Origin of the sequence: Methylobacterium goesingense, assembly GCF_022179225.1 — a bacterium.
GTDB lineage: Bacteria > Pseudomonadota > Alphaproteobacteria > Rhizobiales > Beijerinckiaceae > Methylobacterium > Methylobacterium goesingense.
Genome location: NZ_BPQL01000163.1, coordinates 1 through 3,259 on the forward strand (window position 1 = coordinate 1; position 3,259 = coordinate 3,259).

Annotated in this window: 3 protein-coding genes and 1 pseudogene; 2 read left to right on the forward strand and 2 right to left on the reverse strand. The window is 54.5% G+C overall.

The genetic code is table 11. The features are described 5' to 3' along the window. Positions 1–549: 549 nt before the first annotated feature. The gene (locus MFF30_RS22665; protein ID WP_238282319.1) at positions 550–1,251 is read left to right on the forward strand and encodes a Crp/Fnr family transcriptional regulator; all 702 of its coding nucleotides are present in this window, start codon (positions 550–552) and stop codon (positions 1,249–1,251) included. A 321-nt stretch (positions 1,252–1,572) separates the two neighbouring features. Here MFF30_RS22665 and MFF30_RS22670 read toward each other — a convergent pair. Further along, positions 1,573–1,743 (reverse strand): annotated as a pseudogene (locus MFF30_RS22670) (integrase core domain-containing protein); the annotation flags it as partial. A 32-nt stretch (positions 1,744–1,775) separates the two neighbouring features. Here MFF30_RS22670 and MFF30_RS22675 point away from each other — a divergent pair. Beyond that, a complete protein-coding gene (locus tag MFF30_RS22675) occupies positions 1,776–1,961 on the forward strand; it encodes a hypothetical protein (RefSeq protein WP_238282320.1) in 186 nt (61 codons plus the stop codon). A 742-nt stretch (positions 1,962–2,703) separates the two neighbouring features. On the opposite strand, the gene MFF30_RS22680 is transcribed toward MFF30_RS22675, so the two are convergent. Further along, on the reverse strand, positions 2,704–2,934 hold the full coding sequence (locus MFF30_RS22680) for a DUF6894 family protein (RefSeq protein ID WP_238282322.1): 231 nt from the start codon (positions 2,932–2,934) through the stop codon (positions 2,704–2,706). Between the last annotated feature and the right edge of the window lie 325 nt (positions 2,935–3,259).

Here is a 3,259-nt window from a genome sequence, read left to right on the forward strand (position 1 = left end):
CTTAACAGAGCTGAAGGAGGGGTCATGCTTCGAGGCCGATCCACATTCTCACTAGTGCATAGACGATTCCTCTCAAGCTCAGAGAGCGCGCACATGGACGTAAATCGGACGCCTAGACTGTTGTTTAGCTCCGCGTAGATACTTAATTGCCTCATCTTGCAATCAAGTAGACTGGAGAAGAAATGCGCAAACTCAGTATCGAGAGCCGATGTATTAAAACTCTAAACGATTAGATTGATCATCAGCTTCAATCCGTGACCGTCCGAACTACGATCAGCTGTTGCTCATACCCAGCATCGCGTCGCTGAACAGAGCGGTGAGAACGCATTGGGTATCCTTGATCTCGAATGAGCAGGCCGTACAAAATACGCTTGAAACGGCATCTTTTTTAAGATTATAAAAAGGGAAGACTTAATAAAATAAACCGAGATTTCCGATTCGGTTTATGTCATTTGTTTATAAATTATCTTCGGCCGAATAAGTAAAATTTGGCTTGAGGGGCGGACTCTCATGCCAAGAACTGATTTGTCGTTGGCGGAGGATACCAACTTGCTCATCCGCAAGCTTAATAGCTTTGTCTCTCTCTCAAATGTAGATCGAAAGATGCTGGATCGTATCAGCACTGAGACACGCTCTATAGCACCACGCATGGAATTAGTGCGTGAGGGCGACAAGCCGGCGAGCGTGTTACTTATTACCGAAGGCATTGCATGCCGACATAAGCATCGCGCTTGTGGTACACGGCAAATCATAGCCTTCCTGCTCCCCGGCGATCTCTGCGATCTGGATGCCGCGCTCGTGGATCGGATAGATCACACTATTACCACGGTGACAGCCTGCCGGGTCGCCGACATCACTCATCAGACAATGGCTGACTTATTAGGGAGCAATCCAGCCGTTGCTCTCGCCCTGCGTATGAGCACGCTGGTGGATAGGGCAATAACGCACGAGTGGCTTGTGAATGTTAGTAGCCGCTCGGCGGTAAAGCGAATTGCACATCTCATCTGCGAGCTTTTTGTGCGTTTTAAAGCAGTCGGACTGGTAACTCATCAAAGCTACATGCTTCCACTAACGCAGACGGATTTGGCCCATACCATGGGGCTATCAACCGTTCACACAAACCGGTCTTTACAAGAACTCCGACGCCGAGGGCTGATTACTCTGAAGGGCAAGCAGTTGACGGTTCTAGACGTATCCAAGTTGAGGGCGATTGCTGAATTTGATCCCACCTATCTCTATCTGAAGGCGTAGAGCGCCGCTTGAACCTTCACCTGTAGGACGTTACGCAAACTTATACCGTGAACGTCAGCTTCTATGGACCGCGTAGATTTTCCAGAATGACCGGCTTGGGTCAGATGCGAAGCGTCCGCTTTTGGACGCAGGATCGGTGTCTGCTCCCCACCCCGAGCCGAAGTTATCGGAGGGCTGACGAATGCCTGGTTTAGAGGAGCGCCGACAGCGGTCCAGGCGGCTGGGTTGGGTCGGATCCAGATGCTGAGCCGGTCTCATATGGATGAATATCCGACAAGCCGGACGTTGAACGAAATGCCTTAGCTGGTAGCTAGCTGGTACCTAGTTGTGGGGCATCAACAGGTTGTTCTCGGATAGGCGGAGTCGGCTGATGGGTGTCTGTCGCTTGATGCCCATGTGAGGCCGTTGCCAGTTGTAGCGGAAGAGGAAGGCCGGCAGTTCCTGTCTGCGTTGGACGACGGGCGTCCAGACCAAGGCACGCTGATGCTGCCAGAATAAAGAGCTGGCCAGAGGGGCAAAACACCATGACGGATGACGACAGCGGTGCGCAGGACCGCCGCGAAACGAAGGCAGCCAGGCACCTGGAAAGGGCCCGCGCTGGTGGAGAGGCACGGGCGGATTACGATGCAACTCAGCAGGCGACTGAGCACAAAACGGTGCGCCTTAAGGCCCTTCGGCTCGCCAAGGAAAAGGCGGACAAGAAAGGGTAGCTCAATTGCGGGACGGCAAGGCCGCTGCCACGTCGTTGGGAAATGCTTGTGCGCGTTCCCATATGATTCTGATGATTATCTTCACCCCCAATCCCCACTCCCTGCGGGTCACTCCGTCCGCAACGGAGCCCGGTCGGTTCGACTGGGCGATCTGGAAGGGGAAGGAGATGGTTCAGCAGTCAGTCCGGTCCTTCGGGTCTGAAGGAGCCTCGGAGGCTGCTGGTAATATCGCTCTTCGGGCTGTCACAGCAATCTGGCAGAACGCTGGGTAGCTCCTTAAGCCTCCTCGCCTTCAAGGAAGACAGCCATGCACCTCAGACAAAGCCAGGCCTTGCCGCGCACTGAGGCACAGCTGGCAAGGGAGGGCGAGAAGGAGCGCATCGCGCAAATGGCTTGGTCGGATCTCGCTGTTGCCAACCAGGCGCAGGACGAGAAGACCGAGCGTCTGAAAGCCCTACGATTGGCAAGGCAGGCTGGACGGTAAGAGCGACCAGGTTTCGACCCTCAGGGTTAGAATACGGATCTGTCATTCGAACCCTTGGCTGCATCGATCCGTCCTGCGCAACGAGACAATGATCCGGTTCAAGGCCGAAGGTATGCCCTTCTGATCCCGCGAACGTGAGACGCCCACCGCAATCGTTGTGATAGAGCTGACAATGCTTCGGCTCGACGGCTCAAACTGGTCGTTGGGTTCTCAGCCATGGCCGATTGATAGCACGGGCCGTGTCGGCATGCGTCAGGGTCAGGAGTTCAGAGCGTCGATCTCTATCCGCTCAAGGACGGTGCCGTCCTGGCTTCGGATCACCAGCTCCCAGCGACCAGAGCTATCGTCCAATTCTCCCGTTCGACTGCATTCTTTAATTACATCTTGCGCTTCTCTGCGGGCCTGCTGGAAGCTCTCAGCCTCTACGCCCAGCTCATCTCGTATGATCTCATGACCATTCGTTAGATCGAAGTAAAAGCGGTCGAACATGCATCTCCCCTAGCGCGTCCCCTCCGCTCTGCTGCACTGGGAAGGTTTGGCCACGCTCCAAAACACCTATCGCCGTCCTAAATTGCAATATCGAATTGGGCGACATTTGATCCTGAGTGTGCGCTTAAGGCTGACCTCCGCAATCTCCGGCGGAAGGGGGTGGTGTGGATCGGCGTCGAAACATGACCCCGGCAGATCCGCTCCTAACTCTTTGACGCAGTGAGAAAATCCGAGTTTCCGGTGGGGTCACGATCGGCGCCGGTTGTGACCCCATCCCTCAAGGTATTTTGGTCGATAGCACAGCGACTTAACAGAGCTGAAGGAG

Coding starts and splice junctions, on each gene's coding strand:
- MFF30_RS22675 (WP_238282320.1), top strand. CDS start 1,776: ATGACGGATGACGACAGCGGTGCGCAGGACCGCCGCGAAACGAAGGCA.
- MFF30_RS22680 (WP_238282322.1), bottom strand. CDS start 2,934: ATGTTCGACCGCTTTTACTTCGATCTAACGAATGGTCATGAGATCATA.